Raw genomic sequence first — 17,724 nt, forward strand, 5'->3', positions numbered from 1 at the left:
CAATATGTCCCGCCATTTAAGGTTAAATCTCCTGAATGACGTTAGGATAATGGATTTTCGAGGGTCATTCTTTGTGTCTACTCTTTCGATGCAAGGTCAGGTGTTTCCGCAAGTAATCCCCCCATCACTCACGTACAGCGATATAGATTTCCACTTCTCCGTCGTTTGGGTTGATATTCGGAGCATAATACTCAAAATCACCTGTGTACGCCCGCTCATTGCCAGACTCCTCCGCCCATTTCCAAATGTCGGCCCAAGCCCGTTGCACCATCTCTATAATCGGACCCCGCTCCGTGACGAACACCGCGTATTTCGCAGATGGAACGGTGAACGTTGAGACTTGATCGGGATATGGAGTCTGCAGATCATCCCGCACATGTACGCCAACCATCACTTCATACTTTCCAGCCACGCCGTCTTCATAGTTGAAGTAACAGCCATAAGAGCCAGACTGTAGTTGTTGAGGGGCCAGCCGCTCCCCAATATTTTGGGAGTAGTATTGTTCATACAGCTTGCCAATTTTCCCTGCACCGCTTAATTCGGCTGCATTTGTTGTGACGGTGGCAACCCCGGCTAGTGTAAAAGAAGGGCGCTCCTCAAAGCGGGTTGGTTTTATTGTCTTGCGATCTGCATTGTTTGTCATCACTGATCATTCTCCTCATATCGTTGAATGAGCCAAGTATAAAACAACCAACATGACAGCTATTTGTCATGTTGGTTTGTCTGTTCGATATAAATTTGCAATTTGTTCAGCACGGCTAGCTATGATCGCTCGTAGATGGGGAGGCTCCAGCACCTCTGCGTGGTGGCCAAGGCCGAGAATGAATCTATACAACCATTCATCTTCCGGATACGCCTTCCTCACCTGCCAACTACCGTCATCCAGGGACATAATCTCCTCGATGCCAAACCATTCCTCCGCCAAATAGCGAGAGTCAGCTTGGAAGCGCAAGACGAATTCAGTCAAATTAGATGGATGACTTGAGCTCTGGCCAACGGCACCTTCTTGCATGGAGAATTCTCTTCGAATGAACGTCTTCTCTGAATTGATCTCCAGTTCTTTCAATCTTTTCAGCTTGAACAGCCGGAACTGTTCCTTATCCAAGCAGTAGGCTTTCAGATACCACTCTCTTCCTTTCATGATGAGCATATGCGGCTCTACCATTCGGTGAGATACGGCCCCTTCGGCATCGGAATAGATGAACCCAACGACTCGACAACTGTCTATCGCTTCGTTGAGCAGCTGCAACTTGGGACGCAGCCTCTCGTTGCCATCCCAAGGCGAATGATCGATCAGCACACGGCTGGATTTATTCTGGAATTCCTCGGAGTGTTGAAGTGGAACAACACTATTGATTTTCTCCATTAACTGCAGATGCTGTTCGTTACCATATGAGGTAGAGATACTACGCAAAGCTGTGACGATAGCGGCGAGTTCGTCGTTCGTCAGCACATTGCGATCCAAGCGGTATCCTTCCGCCAACCCGATACCTCCGTTCGTCCCCTGATAGGTGACGACAGGAATTCCCGCCCCATTAATGGCATCGATATCCCTGTAAATCGTCCGCACGGACACCTCGAAGCGCTCTGCAAGCTCTTTGGCCTGTACGATACGTCGATTCAGCAGCAAGATGATGATGGATAACAGCCTTTCCAGCTTCATCGTAAGTACCCTCCATTGTAGTAGGCCAGCTATATCAAGCGAGTCTCCGGATCATTTTTCAATTAGCTGATCGTTTCGTTGCAGCATCAACCGTATGTTTCAATAGCATAGCAATGGTTACAGGTCCAACGCCAGCAGGTACTGGCGTAATGGCAGAAGCGTGCTGGAGGCATGCATTAAAGTCTACATCTCCAATATTCCCCGGGTTGTACCCCGCATCCAAAATTACAGCCCCCGGCTTAATCCAATCGCCTCGAACAAACTCGGGTTTACCGACTGCAGCGACGACAATATCGGCCGATCGAACGAAATGTTCTAGCCCGGTCGTCTTGGAATGACATGTGGTTACCGTAGCATCGTTATTTAACAACATAGCCGATACAGGTTTGCCTAGAATGGGACTTCTGCCGACTACTACTGCATGTTTGCCCGATACCTGAAGCTTGTAATAATCCATGATTGCCATGATAGCCGCAGGAGTACAAGAAGGAAACATTGCGAATCCAAAAGCATTTTGTGCGAATCCTTCCGTTGTTACCCCATCTACGTCCTTGTCAATTGAGATCGCGTCGAATGCAGCTCGTTCATCGATATGATGAGGTACAGGGTGCTGCAATAAGATACCATGAACTTCCGGGTCCTTATTTAACTGCTGTATAACCTCAATCAATTGCTCTGTCGTTGTCTCCTTAGGCAGGTCGATACGGACAGACCGGATGCCAAGTCTGTTGCAAGCATTCACTTTCATCCGTACGTAGGTAGCCGATGAGGGGTCTTCACCGACCAAGACTGTTGCAAGACACGGAACAACTCCTTTCACAGCAAGTTCCTCGACACGACTGGCTAAGCGAACCTTAATCTCCGCAGCAACTTTGTTTCCATCTAGAATGAGCGGTTCAGCGTTCATCGTCATCAGCCCTCTCTATTTGTATAGAAACGCAAAGAGGCAAGGAGAAATATCCTCCTTACCTTTGCCCAGGCGATCGGCCATTTGAAGTATGTGCTCCCCCGTGGTACTCCACGTTTCGCCAGTTACACATACCGCATGCTTAAATATATTTTGCCAGAAATATTGGATGCTGACAATATTTACTCCAACGAAGCAAACAAACTAATCAAGTTGCCGTCCGGGTCCTGCACGATCGCATAGCGCTGCCCCCAGAAGGCATCCCATGGCTCGTTGTGTCCTTGGTATCCGGCCTCGATTACGGTTTGATAAACCTTGTTTACCTCATCGCTACTGTCGCACAAGAATGCAATTTCAATCCGATGTCCTACAGGCTCAACCCAGCCGCCATAAACGCCTTTGATCATTTCTTGTTTGTCAAATGCCAGTCGGAACCCGCTTTGCGCCACTTCAACGTGCGCCTCTCCGTTGGCTTGTTCCGGAATGTCCAAACCTAACGTCCGATAGAAATCCAAAGCCGCTTTCATGTCCTTTACCACAATGCCGACCATGTCCAATTTAATTCCCATAACTCATATCTCCTTTAGTCGCTTTTGAACTTTTATTTAGCGTCTTTCTCCTGCGAGAAAACAAGTAATACATGAATGTGCTGCAAAGCACAACAAGAATCATGAGGAGCGTCAAGTTCGCGTACGACAACTGCTCTTGTCTATCAACGAACGGATGAAGCGGCAAAGTGAGCAGCGAGTCGTCCAACAACTTCGCCGCTACAGCCGTACCTACCGCCTGTGCAATAAACATGCCTAAACTAAATATCCCCATTCCGATGCCAATCCGATCTTCGCTGAGCGTAGAAGACACGCTTTCCGTAATGGAAGTCTGCGAGAAAGCATACCCGATGTTCATGACGATCAAAGCCACCGCTACCCACCATACCCTTTGATCAATGCTGATCCAGATCAGCGTGAACCCGAGAGCGGACAAGAAAAGTCCACTTCAGTCACATACTGGGCTCCTCTTTTTACAACGATGTCTCCGGCTAATTTACCGAACAAAGCCGCACAGATCGCTCCGGGAAACATGACCATGCCAATCGTCTCCGCACTTAGACTGTACAACTGGGATAACATCAGCGGCAATAGAAACATCATCGTCATCATCGCGCTAAACATCAGAAATCCGACAATTACGCTCATTCTATACAGCGGATTCTGAAAGATCGAAGGCTGGAGAAAAGGATCATCAATTCGCCGAATATGAATGACGAACCATACGCCTGCCGCAAGGCTGCACAACAGATACACGACTTCCAATTGCGTCAGAAACAACAGAAACCCCGTAACTGTCAATGCCGCAAGAACAGCGCCGAGCAGATCGAACTTCCCTTTCCTCTTCTCTTCGGCAGGCAAATATTTTAAGAAAAAAGGGATGGACACAAGCGTAAGCACCGGGATTAAAAACAAGTAAGCCCAGTCTACGCGCCCGGTAATAGTCCCTCCGAGCACCGGCCCAGCCGCCACGCCGAAAGAAAACGCCGATGTGACGAGACCGAACATTTTTTGCCGCCCCGTCGCCGTAAAATAACGCGTAATAATGGTGTTATTCACAGCCGGGATGGCCGAGGCTCCAAGTCCCTGAATCACACGGAAGACGAGAACCGTCATATATTGTCCGTGGAAAATAAATCCGAGAATCGAACTCGCCGTATAGATGGCAATGCCAATCACCATCAAGTAGTTAGGGCTAAATGAATCGCTCAGCTTCCCAAATAGGATAGAGCCGATGCCGAAAAAAAGATCACATAGAGGAGCCAAGGTACAACCCGACGTATGTCGGCTTCACCCGGTTGTGCACTCGTTACGACTTGGGCCATGCCATTCCTCCTTCGCCATGCATGCTATGCAATGAATACTTTAACAATAGCCCTTTCAATGTCGCTAAAAATAGTAAAAAACGGACTTTTTTCAGTCCGTTTTCGAAATTTGTTTGGGTAGAATCCCGTAGTAACGTTTGAAGTTTTTAATATAGTGGGATTGATCATAGTAACCGTATTTTAAAGCGAGATCCGTCAAGTTCGTATAGGAGCCGGAGTAAATCTCGCGGAGCATGCTTTGAAATCTAACAATGCCGATCATTTCCTTCGGGCCGACTCCAAGTTCGGAATGGAACACTCGTCTCAGATGGCGTTCGCTGAATCCAAGCTCTTCCGCCAACCCCAACATGGAGAGATTTCCTTTAGCCGCGTACAAATACTGCACGCTTGCGTGCAGCAACGGGTGAACGGAGGAATCGTCCACAGCGAACACCCGCTTCAGCTGGCGTTCAACGACGCCCACTATTTCCGTAGCCATATTCGCCGACAATATCTCTTCGACGAAATGTTCCCCTTCCAGCCCCCATAATTCTTCGAGAAAAACATGCTGACCGGCAAACGCGGAAACAGGGAATTTCAGAACAGTTTGCGCCGATTCCAAGAAAAAGCGAATCCCAAACAAAGATTGAACCTCGGACAAGTGTATGAGCTCGTACTGCGTCATGATCCCTTCAACGAAGGCTGCTTTCCGGCTGGAAGGTGATAGACGATTCACGATAATATCTACGCAGCCGTCCGGAATAATTCGATGGAGTTGACTCTCGACATCCGCATGAAAATCCAATGTCCAGTAACACGCAACGTACGGCGTCAGTTGTTCGCAAGGTGCATATTCTTGATAGCTGTAGCCGGGACGCTGCTGTTCCTTTTGCAATTTAGGGGTTTGTATCGGACGATAAACGCTCCCCATTCCCTATAGCGCCTCCTATCATCAACCGATAATGCGGCAATCGGGATAGCGGCGCTTCCACCTCCAATACGCAAGGTCCCTGCACGCTGCTCCCATCATCTCCTAGCCATTCCCCTGCCGGAAAACGGATCGCGCGACTGCGAGCCCCCTGCTCGACGACTGGCGCCACGAGCAAACTGTCGCCGATCATGAACTGGTCGGTGACATCCTCAAGCCCGCTGTCCGGGAATACATACGCCATATGACGCATGATCGGTTCTCCGGTCACGGCAGCATGCCTCGCGAGTGCAAGGAACGTGTCCCCCAGCCCAGCATGTAGCTTCGCCGCTTCGACGCAGAGTGCAAGATGTTCTTTATCCAACACGCGCCAAGGCGCCGTCGAGAATTGCATCATCGGAAATAGCGCCGAGCACTGGGCATAACGGACAAACAGCTCCTGATCGATGCGGAACGACGGATTATTCTCTACATCGCTGATCTGCCCGCCGCCGATCATATCTGGGCAAATAAACGCATACCCGGACAGCCCTTGCGCGAGTCCGTTCGGGATCAGCGAGGCTAGCCCGTTCAGATCCCAACTATGATTGCGGTCACGCAGTCGCTGGACGAGCGGCTGCCCCCCCATTTTCCAGCAGGCGCGGTACTCGTTAAAGGCATAGTGTAGGCCGACCTTCGCCCACGCCTCGCAATGGCCGTTCGGGTGCATTGGCACCGCGCTCAAGTCGGACGCCCTGTAAAATTCAGGATCGCCTGCGTCAAGCTTAAATCCGTCGATGCCGTAATCGTTCATCAGGCGCTGCAGCTCTTCCTGATACCACGCCACCGCCCCCGAATTCGTACAGTCGAGCACGGCGCTGTAACCGTTCCACCATCGGCGAATCGCGGTCTCGCCACGCTCATCGCGCAGCAAATACCCGTTACTCTCCAGCATGCGGAAATTGGCGGCATTGTCTGGGCTGACGAATGGACATGTCCATAGTATAACTTGAAAACCGAGCTCATGCAGCCTGTCTGTCATCGCCTTGGGATCGGGGAATCGATCCGCCCGAAAACGCCATACCCCGTAGTCTTCCATCCAGTTGTCGTCGATCATGATGACGCCTGGAGGCAGGCCGTTCGCCAGCACCGCCTCGGCGTATCGCAGCGTCTTCTCCTGGGTCGGTTCGTATTGCAGCTCAATCCACAAATTATATTGCGGCACCGAGAAAAACCGCTCATCCGGCAGCGTTCCGGTTGCCGGGAAGTGCGCGTCCGCCGCCGAGCGGAATGCTTCACGGAGATTGCCGCCCGACTCCCGCAACATTGGCTCGCTCGCTTCGCAGGTTACGGTCAACAAGCCGTCCTCGAACCGATAACGAATCGGGTCGTCAGCCCATACATATCGCCCTTTGTTCGAGACAAGCAGCGGCGCCGCCTGATTGCCTCGTATGCCAGCGGCAAGGTCGACTTCGACCGTCTCTCTCCCGAATGGCATCTGGTCTCCGTAAGTAATATCTCCGCCCCACCAGACTTCGCCATCCAGCAGATGAATGCATAGCTCCCGACTTCCCATCATGATCCTACCCCTTTGTCCTGTTCATTGCCTTGATCATAGAGTACAATCGAGGCACGAGTCTACGGACAACCTTGCGGATTTTTTACACGATCTTGCTCTCGACTTCAAGGAGGCGAGCGGAAACATGAGCGTCAGCGACAACAATCAATACTTGGCCATGCTTGACGACAAGTACCCGTTTAATCTGTTCCGACCGGAGTGCAACGGAACGACGATTTTTCCGCCGCATTGGCATAATGACTGCCTGGAACTGATCTATGTGAGACAAGGGCAAGTAGAATTGCATATCGGAGGACATTCGTTCATCGGGCAAGCCGGCGACCTTATTCTGATCGGGGAAGGCGTCATCCATAGCGGATATATCGTCGATGGTCCGCCGGACTATTACACGATTTTGCTCGATCGAAGTCGACTCGCCAGCTCGGACTTCATGAACGTCGCCTCCCGCTCTATGCTGACGGGCAGGCTGCATCTTCCCGTTGTGTTGCAAACCGGGAATGACGGCTACGAAGCTTGCACGGCGATCGTCCGCTCAATCATCGAAGAGTATGTTGGTCGCAGAGCAGGTTTCGAGTTGGCAATCAAGTCCTACCTCCATGTGCTGCTATTAGAGCTAGCCCGCGCATACGGAGAACAAGCGGGAGGCAAAGATGCGCGCGACGAAGCCGCGAAGCGAAGCATGGAACGGCTCAAAGAAGCGATCTCCCTTATCGAATCGCGGTACACAGTGAGGCTGACGGTCGGCGAAGCGGCTCGAGCGGCCGGCATGAGCACTTACCATTTTTGCCGAGTGTTCAAACACGCCGTCGGCCGCACGTTTACGGAGTACATGCATCTATACCGCATTGGCAAAGCAGAAGCGCTCATTCGCGACACGGACCTGCCGATCACACGGATCGCTGAGCAAACCGGCTTCGGAACCGTGCAATACTTGGACGAACTGTTCAAACGTTATCGCGGTTGCACGCCTATGCAGCTTCGGCGCAGGCCGGTTCAACTTACCCCTTCATCTCGTACCGCGACGAATCCACCGCTTGAATGAACGGTGTCCATTCCCCCGCTGCGAACAATAGAAGTCGATGCATCGCACGTGTGCACGCGGTATAAAACAGTTTGCGTTCGCTCTCCCGATGGTAGGTGTTCGAAGATGCATCATAGATCAGAACGGCGTCGAACTCGATCCCTTTCGCCAAATAGGCGGGAATAACCAACGTCCCTTTCTCGAAGGAAGGTGTTCGTTTCGTAACGAGCCGAAGCGACGGGCATCCGTGCGCAGTCAAGAGAACGTGAGCTTCCCGGCTTTCGGCGGCTGATTTCGTTATCACGGCGATGGAGGCGAAACCTTCCGCTTGAAGCGCCGAGAGCTCCTCCGTTATTCGCGCCGCCAATTGTTCACTGCTGTCCGCCTTCAATAACAGCGGCTTCGGCCCTCTTCTATCGAAAGGGATAATCTCCTGTCCCCCTGGCAACAGTTCCCTCGTGAACTCCACGATTTCGCGGGTCGATCGATAACTGCGAACGAGGCGAATCAGGTTCGTGTCCGGCTCTCCGTACAGCTGGATGAGCGGGGAGTCCCCCCCGGTCCCGTACAGCTCCGTTGCCTGAGTGAAGATGGCTTGCCCGAAATCGCCGAGTACCGTCATGCGAGCCCGCGGGAATAACCTTTTGAGAAACTCGTACTGAAACATCGAATAATCCTGGCCTTCATCGACGAAAATATGCCGCACTTCAGTGTTCATCCGAACGCCTTCGACGAGTTCTTTGAAATACAAATACGGCGTCGCGTCCTCGTAGAACAGTTCAAGCCGCTCGATCTTCCCCTTCGTTTGCTCACCGATGTCGGACCATAACTCCGGAACATCTATCTCATTCGTCATCGTTCTATAATCATTCGCGCCCCCGAACAGTTGAGCATACAGACCAACCATGTCGATGAACGCCATCCGCTTTACGCTTCTCCTCAGCGGTTTAAACTGCTCCTTCACGACCATGCGGCGCAGCAGCTCTTCCTCTCGCTCGGCATAGTCGAAGTCCGCTTCGTCTCGACGGGGTTTGTTTTGCAGTATCTCTTGAATGGTTTCATATTTCTCAGCGAATTCGAAGACGCCCCGGTCTTTATGCAACTCGCTGTGAACTGCGGCATACTGATCGTTGTCGAGGTAGTTGAGTTCCTCCTGCACCCATAACTCATCCTTCTCCTTGCGTTCAAGATCAGCTAACTGCTTGAGCAGCCATTCTTGCAGCAGCGCTACTCGGTTGGCCAGACGGGTAGTAGGGTCGTACCCGTAAAACTGCGTTGCCATCTGTTCGGCAGTGATCAAATCGCGATCCCGAAACCGAATTCCGTTAAATCGCATGCCTTCCCGCTCAAGCCAGCCTGCATAATTGCGGAGAGCTTGAAGGAATGCAGTGGATGCTTTGTACGCGATCCCCATCAGCCGTGCCTTATATGCTTGCGTGGATTGTTCCGTCAGCGTGTATTCGATCTGGTCAAACGGGTCCTCCGGACGCAGAGCCTCGCCAAGCCCATGCTCCAAATATTCTTGGAACGTCGTCTGCTGCATATTTTCTTCGCCGAGTTCGGGAAGAACGGTCGACACATAGCTGTTAAACATCGGATTCGGCGAGAAAAGAACGATCTGATCGGCTTTAAGCTTCTCGCGGTGCTTATACAGCAAGTAAGCTACCCGCTGCAGAGCCGCAGATGTTTTCCCGCTGCCGGCCGCCCCTTGAACGATGAGCATTCGGCTCTTATCGTCGCGAATGATTGCGTTCTGCTCTTTCTGGATCGTAGCCACGATCGTTTTCATTTGGGTATCCGCACTTTGGCCGAGCGCCTGCTGGAGCAATTCATCTCCAATCGTTAAGCTCGTGTCGATCACGTTATGAAGTTTACCTGCGCTGAGCTGATATTGCCGCTTCAACTCCATCGTTCCCGCGATGCGCCCGCCCGGCGTATCGTAAGAAGCTTTTCCCGGTGGGTAGTCGTAATACATGCTTGCAATCGGCGTACGCCAATCGTAGACCAAGAAGCTTAAACCATCCGAATCCACGAAAGAGGAGACGCCAATATATATTTGCTCGCTGAAGCCGAGACCATCCTCTTGAAAATCTATGCGCCCGAAATAAGGCGACTTCAGCAACCGCTTCATGTTATTCCATTGCTGGACACGCAGCCGATAGCTACGTTCCCGTTCCGACAGCAATGCCTCTTGTTGTTTAATGCTGTGGAAAGTCTCCTCGAAATCTTCGTCGGAACTCGTGTTGACCGTTACTTCTTCCCAGAATCGTTTACGAATATCTCCCGCCTGACTGTGTAATCCAGCCACTTCCGGCTCTAATTCGGCGATTCTCTGTTGAAGCTTCTCCGATACTTGCTCCAACCGTTCCTGCTCTTGTTGCCAATCGCGCTCGTTGATCATTCCTGGACACGCTCCCTCCCATAAAGTCTGAAGAAATTGAACGTTTGACAACCGCCAGCCTGTGTGATAAAATTAAATTAAAGATAAGATGCAACACTTGTAATTTCATGCACAAAACTCACTGATGGTTCCTTATCATACCACAGTGCGGCTTTGTGTGCAATCGCCTTTATGACAATTAACCCCGGCAATGATGCCGGGGTTTTTATTTTTTCGCCCACTCTAGTCCGATGCGAAAGCTTCCGCCGCTGCCGATAGGTAATAAGCCAGCCCTGTTTGCTGGCTCTCGAGCATCTTGAGATGAAAATCATCGCTCAGGAAAAACCGGGTCTGCATTGCAAAGTCACTCGGCGATATCGGATTTCCATGCTGCTTCATAAATGCCAGATGATTCTCAATCAAGCTTCCTACTATCGCATCGTTATGTTTAATGCCTTCTCTTAATGAGTTCGCCATGTTATTCATGAATGCCACAGCTTCAGCCGCTTGTTCATTCATGTCTTGAATCTCCGCCGGAGCAACCTCGAATGACTCCATCCCGTACGTTTCCTTCAAGTGTTGATTTTGCTCAGCCAACGCGTTGTTCCATGCTTCCTCGTTGTCAAACCCCTTAAACATCTCCATATGATCCATGCCCTCCCCTTCCTTGGCACATGAGATGGACTTGCGCAACGTTTGAACGATGTTATCCAGCCTGTGTTTGCGATTCAGTAGCAATTCCTCCTGCTGCGACAGGATCGTTAACCGGTCCGCATTGCGCCCCATCATTTCTTTGATTTTGTCCAACGGAAAATCCAGTTCCCTATAGAACAAAATCTCTTGCAATCTCTCCAACTCTTGCGCCCCATACAGTCGATATCCCGCTTCGCTTATTTCCGTCGGCAAGAGAAGATCGATTTTGTGATAATGATGAAGCGTTTTGATGGTTACATGAGACAATTCCGACACTTCTTTTACCGTGTACAGCATGGCTCATTCCTCCCTTTCATTCATAGCGTAAAGCCTCCCCTAGGGGGAGAGTCAACTCGATTTTTTTTCGCAGCAGGCGATTGACTCTCCTCTTACAGCAGGCCTTACGATGACATTCGAAACCATGAAGAAGGGAGAAAAAAACAGTGACAGGTTCCATTCCATTGCTTCGTAACCGTTTTGTTCGAGCCGTGATCGTTTCAACATTTTTTTCTCAGATCGGCATTTGGGTCCGTAACTTTGCTGTTCTGTTGTATGTGATGGAAGTAACGGGCGGGGATCCATTTGCCGTTGCCATGATTTCGGTTGCGGAATATGCGCCAATTTTCATTTTTTCATTCATTGGGGGAGCGCTCGCGGATCGATGGCGGCCGAAAAAGACGATGGTGTGGTGCGAGGCGCTCAGTTCATTGTCCGTACTCCTGGTCTTTGCGGTGCTGGAAGTCGGTACATGGCAAGCTTTGTTTGGCGCAACCTTGTTCGCTTCCACCCTATCGCAGTTCGCGCAGCCTTCCGGCATGAAGCTGTTTAAGCATCATGTACGCGACGAAGATGCGCCATCCTGTATGTCTTTCATGCAAACCCTCACATCGGCCTTTATGGTACTCGGTCCGATTCTGGGAACGTTCGTTTATCAGCAATGCGGAATTGAAGTTTCAATTTTATTGACCGGCATTTGTTTTATGTTATCCGCGTTAGCCCTCAATCACGTGCCGCGCGACCCATTGCCGTACCGTAATCCCGAAATCAACTCAGCTTCTCTGTTTAGCGACATGGCGGATGGTATTCGTTTTGTTGTCGCCAATCCATTCATCTTGCAGCTTACTCTCAGTTTCACGTTCGTTGGGCTAGGCGTCGGATTAGTCTCTCCACTTAGCGTCTTTCTCGTTACGGAGCAGTTGGGGTTGCCTTCCGAGGCTTTGCAGTGGATCAATGTGTCGTATGGAGCAGGGGAAATTGTCGGGGGAGTCGCCACTATGGCCCTGGCTGCGAAAATCTCCCCGCAACGGTTTCTCATGGCCGGCTTACTCGTCAATGGTTGCGGAATCGTCTTGGCTGGCCTGTCTACCGAGATATGGCTGACGATGATTGCCCAATTCATAATTGCTCTTCTTCAACCGGCCATTTTTGTAGGGAGCAGCACATTAATCATGCAGCAGACTACCCACGATTATATCGGACGAGTCATGGGCATTCGCACCCCGCTGATGACTGGGGCAATGCTTCTTATGATGAGTGTGGCAGGCGCGTTGAAAAATACGTTCACTCTTTCTGCCGTGTACGTATGCGCCGGATGCTTCTTTTTTGCAGGGTTACTTATCATCGTTCCGCTAAGCGTTTGGTCCGAACACCGGGGCTAATCGCGACGTAGATAGCTGATCCGCCAACCCAAAATATTCACAGAAATTCATGATCATCGGATTCCATTTGGACGGGTTGACGTAATTGGGATGGTCCTCCATCGTCAACTCCTGCTCCACGTGAATTTTGCTGATGTGGACCTCCAACGCGACTAAGGAACTCGGCTCTTCGAAAGGATGGACTTTTACGAGCTTTGCCTCCAAGTGAACCGGACATTGCAAGACGCGCGGCGCTTGGACATTCCGCGACGGGATCGGGGTCAGGTCGGACACGCCGAACTTATCGGCTTCGAAACGATAGCCTCTGGCCGCCTTCGATTCCGGGACCGGATTTCGGCCAGTCAATAAGGTGAGGCTTTCGATTGCCGGGATCAAGTCGATGGACGGCAAGTTCAGCACACATTCTCCCTCCCGGATCATATTTAGGACAGTTTGCGATTTGCTGCTCAGTCCGAGCATACACGAGCGATTCAGCCACCATGCCGAAGACATCGGAGCCAGATTCGGTGTGCCGTCCTCATTCAACGTGCTGATCAGCACAACTGACGTGCCGAAATACAGGATTTTAGGTTCAATTTCAACATGCATATTCGCTTGTCTCCCTTCCGTAAGTGCAACGTGTGTCTAATGTAGCACAAGTCGACAAGCGGCAATACGGATTTGGAATGAGACAGCAAGATGTTGAAATTATGCTAGAAGTAGGACTTGTTGCCTTCGTCATCCTTGGTTAGACGGAATAGATCAAATAGGTTGCCGTTCTCGTCGATTGCCCGTAATTCCAAACTCTGCGGTGTCACAACACCTTGTACGAAGTGAGGTACGGCTAACGATTGCGAGGTATGCCATGCTCTTTTGGGAAGCAGCCATTCCGGCATCGCTCCCGCTCCGCCCGCCACTACATAGACGATACCGTCTTGAAAATCAATTTTGCCATCCTTTAGCGGATGGCTTCGTTCATAGACGATGGTATGGGAGCTAAATACGACATCGACACCCGCTTGCTCCATAACGGAGCAGAGCTTCCGCATCGCCTCTACTTCATAGCCTCCAGAGACGTACGGCGGATAATGAAAAAATACAATCTTCCATTTAGCAGAAGATGCCCTTAAATCATGCAACAGAAACTCATATTGCGCATGGCCGGGACCGATCTCTTCCGAGCTATAAGGATAGGTTTCCGATTTTATGAAGTCGGTGCTGTCCAAACAAACAAAATGAACATCTCCATAATCGAATGAATAGAAGTTTTTGGGGGCGGCAAAAGCGAAATACTTATAAAACCAAGAGCCGTTATTCTCATGGTTGCCCAAGCAGCAGTACGATGGCGTATTGACCAGCAACTCCTGGCCCGGGGCAAAGAAATATTTCTCCCAATGGTCGTACTCGTCGCCATCATCGACAATATCGCCGATAAATAACGCGATATCCGGGCGATATCTTTTCATTTGCGCAAAAATATTTCGATTAATTTGTCCGCCCGATTGATCAAAACCGCTGAATCCGCCAGTCTCGCTCGTCACCGCGAAAGAAAACGGAATGCCATCTCCCGCCGCCGTCATGAATGGATAGAAGTTCGATTCAACATCTCCGGACTCATTGCTGGAGTACACTTGGTAAAAGTAATACGTCCCCGGTTGCAGGTTGGCTACTGTTACTTGGTGGATTGTAGAGTACTCTTGAGTCGCGACGGAAGACAGCAATTGCTCCGGCCGCTTGAAATTTCCGTGATGACCGCTATGTATCCTCTCCGCCACGAAAACTCTGACTTCTGAAGTAGAGGGCTCGGATGTCTCCCACATGAATGTCATCGTTTCCAACGTTGGCCATTGCAAATAGGGGCCTTTAAGGATAGTGAGCATTATCGCACCTCATTTGAGCTCAAGAAATGGAAGTAAAGCGAAATGCAGAGCTTCTGAGTCGTCTCGGAAGCTCTGCATTTTTTCTTGCTAACCTATTACTTTGCCAATGTAGCTTGCGCTTGCTGCGCCGGTTTCGCGTATATTTTGTTCAACATAATCGTTTGGACGATGATGAATATACCGCCTACCGCCCAATACAACGGCAACGCCGCCGGCATGGCAAAAGCAAACACGCCCATCATAATCGGAGACAATAGTCCGATGAAAGCCAACTGGTTGTTTGCATTTTGCTGATACTGAGCCGAGACGGATTGCGACACGCGGAACTGAACGTAATACACTGCCGCGGCGATAAACGGCAATATCATATCCGTATGTCCTAAGCTGAACCATAGAAAATTGTGGGAAGCGATCTCCGGGGTCCGACGGATCGCGTAGTAGAACGCGAGCGTAATCGGCCACTGAAGCAGCATCGGCAAACACCCTATGTTGAGTGGGTTGAATTGATGCTTCTGGTACAGCTGCATCATCTCGACTTGCTGCTGCCTTTTGCCCTCCGCGCTTGTGTTGTTCTTGTACTTCTCTTTAAGCGCGTCCAGCTCCGGCTGGAGAACGGCCATCTTTGATCTCATCGCTAGTTGCTTCTTCGTTTGGTGCGCCATGAGCGGCATGATCGCCAATCTGATTAGCAAGGTCATCAGTACGATAGATAATCCATAATCGCCGTTGAACGCATTAGCGAAAAATTTAATCAAGTATGAGAAAGGATAAACCAGGTAATGATTAAATACCCCGGGCGAATCGGCACTAATCGGATGAGATGGAGCGGCTGTCGAGCACCCGCTAAGCAGAAGCACCGGGATAACCACGAGTAGCATAACGAGAATGGGCTTCACCCATTTTTGAGACATCAAATTCATTTTCACAGTAGTCCTCCCTAATTGAAAGTTGAGCTATCAATGTGTGGGAAGGACCGGAGGCTTCTTCATCAGGCGATTCTTTACGTCTGGCTGCCCGTGCTATCCACCGCTGTATACTGTCAAAATGCGGCTCTCTGACAGACACGAACAACGTTGAACCGGCGGCGTCGACTTCATGGCTCCAACGAATCGCACGGGTTGAGAAATAGCTAAAAGGAAGAACCAGTATTGTAGAAATAAGACCGATTGAAAGCGCCAGTTGCACCAAGTCGAAAAAATAATCCAGCCAAGTTCACCTCCGTTGCTGACGAGCATAAATAAACCGCATATATTGTTTACGTTTTTTATATCACTTTCGTTCCTACTTACGCGAATTGCGAGCAGCGTTGATCAAGGATGAGTGTATGCGATAGAGGGATATGTCCTCCAACCGGGAACTTTAATCCGTTTCAAACCGAACGCTCCTTCCAAGAAAGAAGTCATTATTCCGTATATAAAGACACCTACTTTCTTCTATCTCAGATGGTTGGGGATTGGTTCGTCTACACCGAATATACAGCCGGAATGTCTGATGAAAATAAAGTATTAGACTGGATGTCTTAATTCCACGCAGCTTTTCGAATTGTCTTACCGTCAGACTCCATAAAATAAGTTTTAGACTGACCCAAGAAATTGAAACGGCGACAGCCAGGGACGAGAAATAAAGTCCTAGACTGTCGCTGTTTCATTGAACTAACGTTGCCCGTTAGCGTAACAAAGACCCCGGTTGATCTTCCATCTCCCGATGTTCAGTAAACTCATTCAGAGGCTTGATAGGTTAAAAGAAGCACACCTTTTGTCGTTGTCTTAGCACGTAACAGCTTCAAATTTGTTTGATTCTGATCCATAAAAAATCGTTTGCCCTTGCCCAATACGACAGGATGGACCATAAAGTGATACTCGTCGATAAGATTGTGATCCATCAAGGTGCGAATGAGTTGACCACTGCCGTAGATCAGATATTGTCGATCCGTACCCTGCTTAAGCTTGGTCACTTCTTCGATGATGTTGTTCTTGATGAACGTGGCGTTCCATTCGGGTTCTTCTAACTTGGTGGTAACCACGTACTTGGGCATGGCATTCATCTCGTCGGCCCCCTCCCCCTTGATCTTGGGCCACGCTGCCGCAAAACCTTCGTAAGTAATTCGCCCCAGAAGAAGTGCATCGCTTGGATAGAACACTTCGCGTTGAAAATCGGCCATTTCATCATCCCAATAAGGCATGTGCCAAAGCCCAGGCTCTTCCATGACTCCGTCGAAAGACAAATAGATCGATGCCGCGATTTTTCCCATTTTTCATTCCCTCATTTCTCATAGTATAAATATATCCATAAAAGGAACTAGGGGGCTATCCCTAATTCAAAGATACAGCGAAAAAAATCTTACAAATTGCTAAACTGCCCGTTAGCGCAACGACGGCATCCGATCGTTCTGAGGCCGGCTGCCGTCGTGTCATGATTGAGCTATCGTTCTCCGTTAACGAGTTGGAGGATGGAACGAGATAAACATTGGCTGTCCTGTTGCTATTACAATATAGAATAGGGCATACCCGTTTTAGGGTAACCCGTTGTATCTTATCACTTATAACGATTTTATTGTCGATTCAATTATCGCTTCGTAATCAGTTTTTTCACCAAAATGGACAACCATTACATTTCTGTTCTCGTAAACACGTGGTTCAATTAATATCTTAGCATCCGCTAATATTTCATCCAAGTCTTTATGCCCTTCAATTCGGGCCTCTTCGGATTTAAAAACGTAGATGTACACATTTACATTTGAAACAACCGACGAATCTACGGCAAACGTAACTGCCGTAACATCATTTAACTTTTCAAAAGGTGATGTGCCGCCCTTCGGGTGAATTTGTTGAAGTTTTAGCCCTTGAACTTCCAGTGCTTGCGTTACACCGTCTAGCGTTACAGTGCCAGTATCTGGCGTGACTTTACTTTCAACCTCATTAGTGCAACCTGTCAGAACAGTAACAATAGCAAGGATAAATATAATCATTCGAAATTTCATTTCACATTCCCCTATTTCTTAGATACTTCATAGACGTTCTGTGTCTAAGGATGTTACGTTCGCTTTTGAAAAAAAGGGGGGGCTCCGTATTAAGGATAATCTTCAGGTGGTGTGAATGAAAGGTGTTTGATCTTGCCCCGAATAGATGGACACAGAGAAACCCTCTATAATAAAAGGTGGAGGGAATTTCTATGGGGCAACGGAAGAAGTTTGACAAAGCATTTA

17 protein-coding genes and 1 riboswitch are annotated in these 17,724 nt (G+C 49.6%); of the genes, 2 read left to right on the forward strand and 15 right to left on the reverse strand.

The genetic code is table 11. The features are described 5' to 3' along the window. Positions 1–124 precede the first annotated feature (124 nt). From ACFPOF_RS23620 to ACFPOF_RS23655, 8 genes are all read right to left on the reverse strand, one after another. A complete protein-coding gene (locus ACFPOF_RS23620) occupies positions 125–643 on the reverse strand; it encodes a GyrI-like domain-containing protein (protein ID WP_378137306.1) in 519 nt (172 codons plus the stop codon). 66 nt (positions 644–709) lie between these two features. Then, the gene (locus tag ACFPOF_RS23625) at positions 710–1,663 is read right to left on the reverse strand and encodes a helix-turn-helix transcriptional regulator (protein WP_378137308.1); all 954 of its coding nucleotides are present in this window, start codon (positions 1,661–1,663) and stop codon (positions 710–712) included. Between the two features lie 58 nt (positions 1,664–1,721). Next, a complete protein-coding gene (locus tag ACFPOF_RS23630; RefSeq protein ID WP_378137310.1) occupies positions 1,722–2,570 on the reverse strand; it encodes a bifunctional 5,10-methylenetetrahydrofolate dehydrogenase/5,10-methenyltetrahydrofolate cyclohydrolase in 849 nt (282 codons plus the stop codon). A 59-nt stretch (positions 2,571–2,629) separates the two neighbouring features. Then, positions 2,630–2,709, reverse strand: a riboswitch (ZMP/ZTP riboswitch). 43 nt (positions 2,710–2,752) lie between these two features. Next, positions 2,753–3,139, reverse strand: coding sequence for a VOC family protein (locus tag ACFPOF_RS23635; protein WP_378137314.1), 387 nt, complete (start codon positions 3,137–3,139; stop codon positions 2,753–2,755). Next, complete coding sequence (locus ACFPOF_RS23640) at positions 3,129–3,554, reverse strand: MFS transporter (RefSeq protein ID WP_378137316.1); 426 nt, start codon at positions 3,552–3,554, stop codon at positions 3,129–3,131. Before ACFPOF_RS23640 ends, ACFPOF_RS23635 begins: the two co-directional genes overlap by 11 nt. After that, entirely contained in the window at positions 3,530–4,384 is an 855-nt protein-coding gene (locus tag ACFPOF_RS23645) for an MFS transporter (RefSeq protein WP_378137318.1), read from the reverse strand. The genes ACFPOF_RS23640 and ACFPOF_RS23645 overlap by 25 nt, the downstream gene beginning before the upstream one ends. 150 nt (positions 4,385–4,534) lie before the next feature. Then, entirely contained in the window at positions 4,535–5,353 is an 819-nt protein-coding gene (locus ACFPOF_RS23650) for a DUF6597 domain-containing transcriptional factor (protein ID WP_378137320.1), read from the reverse strand. Next, complete coding sequence (locus ACFPOF_RS23655; RefSeq protein ID WP_378137322.1) at positions 5,319–6,908, reverse strand: glycoside hydrolase family 31 protein; 1,590 nt, start codon at positions 6,906–6,908, stop codon at positions 5,319–5,321. The genes ACFPOF_RS23650 and ACFPOF_RS23655 overlap by 35 nt, the downstream gene beginning before the upstream one ends. A gap of 124 nt (positions 6,909–7,032) precedes the next feature. On the opposite strand from ACFPOF_RS23655, the gene ACFPOF_RS23660 reads away from it, so the two are divergent. Then, on the forward strand, positions 7,033–7,950 hold the full coding sequence (locus ACFPOF_RS23660) for a helix-turn-helix domain-containing protein (protein WP_378137324.1): 918 nt from the start codon (positions 7,033–7,035) through the stop codon (positions 7,948–7,950). Here ACFPOF_RS23660 and helD read toward each other — a convergent pair. Together helD and ACFPOF_RS23670 are read right to left on the reverse strand one after the other, a co-directional pair. Further along, complete coding sequence (helD, locus tag ACFPOF_RS23665; RefSeq protein ID WP_378137326.1) at positions 7,907–10,330, reverse strand: RNA polymerase recycling motor HelD; 2,424 nt, start codon at positions 10,328–10,330, stop codon at positions 7,907–7,909. The two genes, ACFPOF_RS23660 and helD, sit on opposite strands and share 44 nt — an antisense overlap. Positions 10,331–10,552: 222 nt before the next feature. Beyond that, the gene (locus tag ACFPOF_RS23670; protein WP_378137328.1) at positions 10,553–11,299 is read right to left on the reverse strand and encodes a MerR family transcriptional regulator; all 747 of its coding nucleotides are present in this window, start codon (positions 11,297–11,299) and stop codon (positions 10,553–10,555) included. Between the two features lie 146 nt (positions 11,300–11,445). Here ACFPOF_RS23670 and ACFPOF_RS23675 point away from each other — a divergent pair, with 146 nt between their 5' ends. Continuing rightward, positions 11,446–12,660, forward strand: coding sequence for an MFS transporter (locus ACFPOF_RS23675; RefSeq protein WP_378137330.1), 1,215 nt, complete (start codon positions 11,446–11,448; stop codon positions 12,658–12,660). Here the strand turns inward: ACFPOF_RS23675 and ACFPOF_RS23680 are convergent. The 5 genes from ACFPOF_RS23680 to ACFPOF_RS23700 form a co-directional block, all read right to left on the reverse strand. Next, a complete protein-coding gene (locus ACFPOF_RS23680; protein ID WP_378137332.1) occupies positions 12,631–13,248 on the reverse strand; it encodes a flavin reductase family protein in 618 nt (205 codons plus the stop codon). The genes ACFPOF_RS23675 and ACFPOF_RS23680 overlap by 30 nt on opposite strands. A 104-nt stretch (positions 13,249–13,352) precedes the next feature. Beyond that, the gene (locus ACFPOF_RS23685) at positions 13,353–14,519 is read right to left on the reverse strand and encodes a purple acid phosphatase family protein (protein ID WP_378137334.1); all 1,167 of its coding nucleotides are present in this window, start codon (positions 14,517–14,519) and stop codon (positions 13,353–13,355) included. Between the two features lie 95 nt (positions 14,520–14,614). Then, complete coding sequence (gene yidC / locus ACFPOF_RS23690) at positions 14,615–15,439, reverse strand: membrane protein insertase YidC (RefSeq protein ID WP_378137340.1); 825 nt, start codon at positions 15,437–15,439, stop codon at positions 14,615–14,617. A 797-nt stretch (positions 15,440–16,236) separates the two neighbouring features. After that, a complete protein-coding gene (locus tag ACFPOF_RS23695; RefSeq protein ID WP_378137336.1) occupies positions 16,237–16,770 on the reverse strand; it encodes a dihydrofolate reductase family protein in 534 nt (177 codons plus the stop codon). A 288-nt stretch (positions 16,771–17,058) separates the two neighbouring features. Continuing rightward, complete coding sequence (locus ACFPOF_RS23700) at positions 17,059–17,499, reverse strand: hypothetical protein (protein WP_378137338.1); 441 nt, start codon at positions 17,497–17,499, stop codon at positions 17,059–17,061. Between the last annotated feature and the right edge of the window lie 225 nt (positions 17,500–17,724).

It is taken from the genome of Cohnella soli (assembly GCF_042655525.1).
GTDB classification, from domain to species: Bacteria; Bacillota; Bacilli; order Paenibacillales; family Paenibacillaceae; genus Cohnella; species Cohnella soli.

What these genes read in the sequence shown, in the direction of transcription:
- ACFPOF_RS23635 (WP_378137314.1), bottom strand. Translation starts at nt 3,139, where the DNA reads ATGGGAATTAAATTGGACATGGTCGGCATTGTGGTAAAGGACATGAAA.
- ACFPOF_RS23680 (WP_378137332.1), bottom strand. Translation starts at nt 13,248, where the DNA reads ATGCATGTTGAAATTGAACCTAAAATCCTGTATTTCGGCACGTCAGTT.
- ACFPOF_RS23685 (WP_378137334.1), bottom strand. Translation starts at nt 14,519, where the DNA reads ATGCTCACTATCCTTAAAGGCCCCTATTTGCAATGGCCAACGTTGGAA.
- helD (WP_378137326.1), bottom strand. Translation starts at nt 10,330, where the DNA reads ATGATCAACGAGCGCGATTGGCAACAAGAGCAGGAACGGTTGGAGCAA.
- ACFPOF_RS23660 (WP_378137324.1), top strand. Translation starts at nt 7,033, where the DNA reads ATGAGCGTCAGCGACAACAATCAATACTTGGCCATGCTTGACGACAAG.
- ACFPOF_RS23700 (WP_378137338.1), bottom strand. Translation starts at nt 17,499, where the DNA reads ATGAAATTTCGAATGATTATATTTATCCTTGCTATTGTTACTGTTCTG.
- yidC (WP_378137340.1), bottom strand. Translation starts at nt 15,439, where the DNA reads ATGAATTTGATGTCTCAAAAATGGGTGAAGCCCATTCTCGTTATGCTA.
- ACFPOF_RS23650 (WP_378137320.1), bottom strand. Translation starts at nt 5,353, where the DNA reads ATGGGGAGCGTTTATCGTCCGATACAAACCCCTAAATTGCAAAAGGAA.
- ACFPOF_RS23620 (WP_378137306.1), bottom strand. Translation starts at nt 643, where the DNA reads ATGACAAACAATGCAGATCGCAAGACAATAAAACCAACCCGCTTTGAG.
- ACFPOF_RS23625 (WP_378137308.1), bottom strand. Translation starts at nt 1,663, where the DNA reads ATGAAGCTGGAAAGGCTGTTATCCATCATCATCTTGCTGCTGAATCGA.
- ACFPOF_RS23630 (WP_378137310.1), bottom strand. Translation starts at nt 2,570, where the DNA reads ATGAACGCTGAACCGCTCATTCTAGATGGAAACAAAGTTGCTGCGGAG.
- ACFPOF_RS23655 (WP_378137322.1), bottom strand. Translation starts at nt 6,908, where the DNA reads ATGATGGGAAGTCGGGAGCTATGCATTCATCTGCTGGATGGCGAAGTC.
- ACFPOF_RS23695 (WP_378137336.1), bottom strand. Translation starts at nt 16,770, where the DNA reads ATGGGAAAAATCGCGGCATCGATCTATTTGTCTTTCGACGGAGTCATG.
- ACFPOF_RS23670 (WP_378137328.1), bottom strand. Translation starts at nt 11,299, where the DNA reads ATGCTGTACACGGTAAAAGAAGTGTCGGAATTGTCTCATGTAACCATC.